Here is a 5,346-nt window from a genome sequence, read left to right as displayed (position 1 = left end):
ACCGCGGCCGCGAACGGCGTGATCTTCGCCTCGGCCAGCGCGCGGACCGTCTCCCGGAGCATGTCGTGCTCCTCGGACGGGCGATACAGGTCGAAATCAGCAGAACCCGCCATGCTCACTCACTCCCACGCTTGCTAACTACCGTTAAGTAACCCAAATGGTAGGGCGTCACGGGGCACCGGACCAAGGCCCGACCCTGGCCGGAGCGAGGCCCGACTATGCTCGGGCAGGCATTCCGCCCGACGTCACTGGAGTCCCGTATGGCCCTCAAGATCACCGTGATCGGCACCGGCTACCTCGGCGCCACGCACGCAGCGGCCATGGCGGAACTCGGGTTCGAAGTGCTCGGCCTCGACGTCGTGCCCGAGAAGATCGAGCTGCTGGCCACCGGGCGCGTACCGATGTACGAGCCCGGCCTGGAGGAGCTGCTGGCCCGGCACGTCGCCGGCATCGAGGGTTCGACGGGCCGCCTGCGCTTCACCACCTCCTGGGAGGAGGTCGGCGCCTTCGGCGACGTCCACTTCGTCTGTGTGAACACTCCGCAGAAGCACGGCGAGTACGCGTGTGACATGAGCTACGTCGACGCCGCGTTCACCTCGCTCGCGGACGTCGTCCAGGACGGCGCGCTGGTCGTCGGCAAGTCGACCGTGCCGGTCGGCTCGGCCGAGCGGCTCGCGCGGCTGCTGCCGGAGGGCGTCGAGCTGGCCTGGAACCCGGAGTTCCTCCGGGAGGGCTTCGCCGTCCGGGACACCCTGCACCCCGACCGGATCGTCGTCGGTGTGCGCGGCGAGCGGGCGGAGAAGCAGCTGCGCGAGGTGTACGCCGGGCCGATCGCGGAGGGCTCGCCGTTCGTGGTGACGGACTTCCCGACGTCGGAGCTGGTGAAGACCGCCGCGAACTCCTTCCTCGCCACCAAGATCTCCTTCATCAACGCGATGGCCGAGGTCTGTGAGGCGGCCGGCGGTGACGTCGCCAAGCTCGCGGAGGCGATCGGCTACGACGAACGGATCGGGTCCAAGTTCCTGCGGGCCGGGATCGGCTTCGGCGGCGGCTGCCTGCCGAAGGACATCCGCGCCTTCATGGCGCGGGCGGGCGAGCTGGGCGCGGACCAGGCCCTGACCTTCCTGCGGGAGATCGACTCGATCAACATGCGGCGGCGCGGCCAGATGGTCGAGATGGCGCGTGAGGCGCTCGGCGGCGGCTCGTTCCTGGGCAAGCGGGTGGCGGTGCTCGGCGCCACGTTCAAGCCGGACTCGGACGACGTCCGCGACTCGCCCGCGCTGAACGTGGCCGGGCAGATCCACCTCCAGGGCGGACAGGTCACGGTCTACGACCCCAAGGGCATGGAGAACGCGCGCCGGCTCTTCCCGACGCTGGGGTACGCGGACACGGCCCTGGAGGCCGTGCGCGGGGCGGACGTGGTGCTGCACCTGACGGAGTGGCGCGAGTTCCGCGACGAGCTCGACCCGGCGGAGCTGGGGGCGGCGGTGACCTCGCCGGTGATCCTGGACGGCCGCAACGCGCTGGACCCGACGCGCTGGCGCGAGGCGGGCTGGACGTACCGCGCGATGGGCCGCCCGCGCGCCTGAGAACGTGCCCCCCGCCGCCCGCGGGCCCGGGACGATAGCGCGCCGGTGCCCTCCCCCGGCGCGGCGGGATGCCCCGTACGGGTCACCCCTGCCCGGGACGCGCGAAGGCCCCGCCGAAGCGGGGCCTTCGTTGATGATCCGTCAGGATGCCGGAGAGTCAAGCGAGTCGAGCGTCGCGTTCGACGGCGCCCGCGTCTCCCGCAGTTCGCGCGAGACGGCCTCCGCGTCCCGCAGCGCGCGGACCGCGTTGGACCAGGTGAGCTTGGCGAGGTCGGCATGCGACCAGCCGCGGGTGAGCAGTTCCGCGATCAGGTTCGGATAGCCCGCGACGTCGTCGAGGCCGGCCGGGGTGAACGCCGTACCGTCGTAGTCCCCGCCGATGCCGATGTGGTCGATGCCGGCGACCTCGCGCATGTGGTCGAGGTGGTCGGCGACGGTCGCCGCGGAGGCGATCGGGCGCGGGTTCTCCGCCTCGAACGCACGGTGGATCTTCATCGCCTCCGGCGTCGTGTCGAGGTGGTGCCGTCCGTGCGCCCGCATGTTCTCGTCGGCGCGGGCCGTCCACTCCACCGCCGCGGGGAGGATGAACTTCGGCACGAACGTCGCCATCGCCACTCCCCCGTTGGCGGGCAGCTGTGCCAGCACGTCGTCGGGGATGTTCCGCGGGTGGTCGCAGACCGCGCGCGCGGAGGAGTGCGAGAAGATCACCGGCGCGACGGCGGTGGCCAGCGCGTCCCGCATCGTCGTCGCGGCGACGTGCGAGAGGTCGACGAGCATCCCGATCCGGTTCATCTCCCGGACGACCTCGTGGCCGAAGGGGGAGAGACCGCCGACGCCCGGCTCGTCCGTCGCCGAGTCCGCCCACGCGGTGTTGTCGTTGTGGGTGAGCGTCATGTAGCGCACGCCCAGGGTGTGCAGCGCGCGCAGCGTGGCGAGGGAGTTGTTGACGGAGTGGCCGCCCTCGGCACCCTTCAGGGAGGCGATACGGCCCTCCTTGCGTGCCGACTCCATGTCGTCCGCGGTCAGCGCGGGGGCGAGGTCGGCGGCGTACCGGTCGAGCAGCTGGTCGACGATGTCGATCTGCTCCAGGGTGGCGCTGACCGCGTCGTCACCGGTCAGCTCGCACGACACGTACACCGACCAGAACTGGGCGCCGACCCCGCCGGCGCGCAGCCGGGCGAGGTCGGTGTGGAGCGCGCCGGTCTGGTCGGCCGCGATGTCGAGCCGGTCCAGGTCGTACGCCGCGTGCTTGCGCAGCGCCCACGGCAGGTCGTTGTGACCGTCGACGACGGGTGCGGAGGCCAGCAGCTCCAGCGCCTCCGCCAGCCGGTCGGACGCGCTCGCCGGGCGGCTCACTTGGCGAAGCCGAACGACTCCGAGCCCTCGACCTTGGCCCGCAGCCGCTTGCCCTTCTCGGTCGCCTGGTCGTTCAGCTCCTGCTGGAACTCCCGCATCCGGCCGAGCAGTTCGGCGTCGTGCGTGGCGAGGATCCGGGCCGCGAGCAGACCTGCGTTGCGCGCTCCGCCGACGGAGACCGTGGCCACCGGCACACCGGCCGGCATCTGCACGATGGAGAGGAGCGAGTCCATGCCGTCGAGGTACTTCAGCGGGACCGGCACGCCGATGACCGGGAGCGGGGTCACCGAGGCGAGCATCCCCGGGAGATGGGCGGCGCCGCCGGCACCCGCGATGATCGCCTTCAGGCCGCGGTCGGCGGCCTCCTCGCCGTACGCGACCATCTCGCGCGGCATCCGGTGCGCGGAGACGACGTCGACCTCGTAGGCGATCTCGAACTCGTCCAGGGCCTGCGCCGCGGCCTCCATGACGGGCCAGTCGGAGTCGGATCCCATGACGATGCCTACGACGGGGCTCACAGGGCTCATTCGGTGATCGTTCCTCGCAGATAGCCGGCGGCGTGACGGGCGCGCTCCAGCACGTCGTCCAGGTCGTCGCCGTAGGTGTTGACGTGCCCCACCTTGCGGCCGGGCTTCACGTCCTTGCCGTACATATGGATCTTGAGCTGCGGATCCCGGGCCATGCAGTGCAGATAGGCGTAGTACATGTCCGGGTAGTCCCCGCCCAGCACATTGCACATGACCGTCCACGTGGCGCGCGGGCGCGGATCGCCCAGCGGCAGGTCGAGGACGGCCCGGACGTGGTTGGCGAACTGCGAGGTGATCGCGCCGTCCTGGGTCCAGTGGCCGGAGTTGTGGGGACGCATGGCGAGTTCGTTGACGAGGATCCGCCCGTCGGTGGTCTCGAAGAGTTCCACGGCCAGATGGCCGACGACGTCGAGCTCCTTCGCGATCCGCAGCGCCAGCTCCTGCGCCTGGCCGGCCAGCTCGTGCGACAGGTTCGGCGCGGGCGCGATCACCGTGTCGCAGACGCCGTCGACCTGCTGGGACTCGACGACCGGGTAGGCGACGGCCTGGCCGTGCGGGGAGCGGACGATGTTCGCGGCGAGCTCGCGCGCGAAGTCGACCTTCTCCTCGGCGAGCACCGCCACGCCCGCGCGGAACGGGTCGTGGGCGTCCTCCTCCGTACGGACGAACCAGACGCCCTTGCCGTCGTAGCCGCCGCTCACGGTCTTGAGGATGATCGGGAAGCCGCCCACCTCCGCCGCGAAGGCCGCCGCGTCCGCCGGATCGGCGACGATGCGGTGGCGGGGGCTCGGCGCGCCGATCTCGTCGAGCTTCGCGCGCATCACCCCCTTGTCCTGGGCATGCACCAGCGCGGCGAGTCCGGGGCGGACGACGATGCCGTCCTCCTCCAGGGCTCGCAGATGCTCCGCGGGGACGTGCTCGTGATCGAAGGTGATCACGTCACAGCCGCGCGCGAAGTCACGCAGCGTAGCCAGGTCGCGATAGTCGCCGATGACGACCTCGCTCACCACCTGGGCCGCCGAGTCCTGCGGGGTGTCACTGAGCAGCTTGAACTTGATGCCGAGGGGGATACCCGCCTCGTGGGTCATACGGGCGAGCTGACCGCCACCGACCATGCCGACTACCGGGAACGTCACCCTCTTAGGGTATCCGCACCATGCGCGGAGCCTCCCCCGCCTGTGCTTTACGACAGCCCGCCGGGGTTTTCCCGTGGTTTGCAATGTCCCCGGGCAGGTGCCAGAGGCTCTGGTTAGCATGGCTGGGACGACGAAACCGAACGGACGGGGCTGAGCAATCACCATGAGTGAACCCAGCGCACTGCGTGTGCGGCTTGATCGGCTCACGCGCGAGTTCGCGAAGTTCGGTGCCGTGGGTGGTGTCGGCCTCCTGGTGGATCTCGGGGTCTTCAACCTCGTGCGCCACCTCACGGAGGTCCCCGTCGTCCGGGCGAGCATCATCGCCACCGTCGTCGCGATCGGCTTCAACTACCTGGGCTTCCGGTACTTCACCTACCGGGACCGCGACAAGAGCAGCAGGACGAAGGAGCTGACGCTCTTCCTGCTGTTCAGCGTCGCCGGCCTGGTGATCCAGAACGGCATCCTGTACGCCGCGACGTACGGATTCGGCTGGGACACACCCCTTCAGAGCAACGTCTTCAAGTTCCTCGGGATCGGCGTCGCGACGCTGTTCCGGTTCTGGTCGTACCGGACCTGGGTGTTCCGGACGCTGCCGGCGCGGGAGGCGGTCCAGACCGCCGAATCGTTCCTGGAGCAGGCGCCGCAGCAGACGGCCAGGAAGCAGCCGGACCGGGTGCTGTAGGGCGCCCTCCGACACCCTCGTACGTTCCGGGGAGCGCCCGGTCCGCTAGCGGACCG

5 protein-coding genes are annotated in these 5,346 nt (G+C 70.5%); 2 read left to right on the top strand and 3 right to left on the bottom strand.

The annotated features are described in order from the left end of the window. Positions 1 to 260: 260 nt before the first annotated feature. A complete protein-coding gene (locus ACFVZW_RS36660; RefSeq protein ID WP_384530872.1) occupies positions 261 to 1,589 on the top strand; it encodes a UDP-glucose dehydrogenase family protein in 1,329 nt (442 codons plus the stop codon). Between the two features lie 141 nt (positions 1,590 to 1,730). Here ACFVZW_RS36660 and ACFVZW_RS36655 read toward each other — a convergent pair whose 3' ends face one another. From ACFVZW_RS36655 to ACFVZW_RS36645, 3 genes are read right to left on the bottom strand one after another with little or no spacing between them, the layout of a single operon-like run. After that, positions 1,731 to 2,945 (bottom strand): dipeptidase, encoded by a 1,215-nt coding sequence (locus tag ACFVZW_RS36655; protein ID WP_384530870.1) that lies wholly within the window; start codon positions 2,943 to 2,945, stop codon positions 1,731 to 1,733. Then, positions 2,942 to 3,472, bottom strand: a complete 531-nt coding sequence (purE, locus tag ACFVZW_RS36650) for a 5-(carboxyamino)imidazole ribonucleotide mutase (protein WP_361438702.1) — start codon at positions 3,470 to 3,472, stop codon at positions 2,942 to 2,944. Before purE ends, ACFVZW_RS36655 begins: the two co-directional genes overlap by 4 nt. Next, the gene (locus ACFVZW_RS36645) at positions 3,469 to 4,587 is read right to left on the bottom strand and encodes a 5-(carboxyamino)imidazole ribonucleotide synthase (RefSeq protein ID WP_384530874.1); all 1,119 of its coding nucleotides are present in this window, start codon (positions 4,585 to 4,587) and stop codon (positions 3,469 to 3,471) included. Before ACFVZW_RS36645 ends, purE begins: the two co-directional genes overlap by 4 nt. Positions 4,588 to 4,771: 184 nt before the next feature. Here ACFVZW_RS36645 and ACFVZW_RS36640 point away from each other — a divergent pair, with 184 nt between their 5' ends. Beyond that, positions 4,772 to 5,290: a GtrA family protein gene (locus ACFVZW_RS36640; RefSeq protein WP_384530868.1), complete on the top strand. Its 519-nt coding sequence runs from the start codon at positions 4,772 to 4,774 to the stop codon at positions 5,288 to 5,290. Positions 5,291 to 5,346: the final 56 nt, after the last annotated feature.

It is taken from the genome of Streptomyces sp. NPDC059567 (assembly GCF_042735655.1).
In the GTDB taxonomy this organism is placed as follows: Bacteria; Actinomycetota; Actinomycetes; order Streptomycetales; family Streptomycetaceae; genus Streptomyces.
This window is presented reverse-complemented; position numbering and strand designations above follow the sequence as displayed.

What these genes read in the sequence shown, in the direction of transcription:
- ACFVZW_RS36645 (WP_384530874.1), bottom strand. Translation starts at nt 4,587, where the DNA reads ATGGTCGGTGGCGGTCAGCTCGCCCGTATGACCCACGAGGCGGGTATC.
- purE (WP_361438702.1), bottom strand. Translation starts at nt 3,472, where the DNA reads ATGAGCCCTGTGAGCCCCGTCGTAGGCATCGTCATGGGATCCGACTCC.
- ACFVZW_RS36640 (WP_384530868.1), top strand. Translation starts at nt 4,772, where the DNA reads ATGAGTGAACCCAGCGCACTGCGTGTGCGGCTTGATCGGCTCACGCGC.
- ACFVZW_RS36660 (WP_384530872.1), top strand. Translation starts at nt 261, where the DNA reads ATGGCCCTCAAGATCACCGTGATCGGCACCGGCTACCTCGGCGCCACG.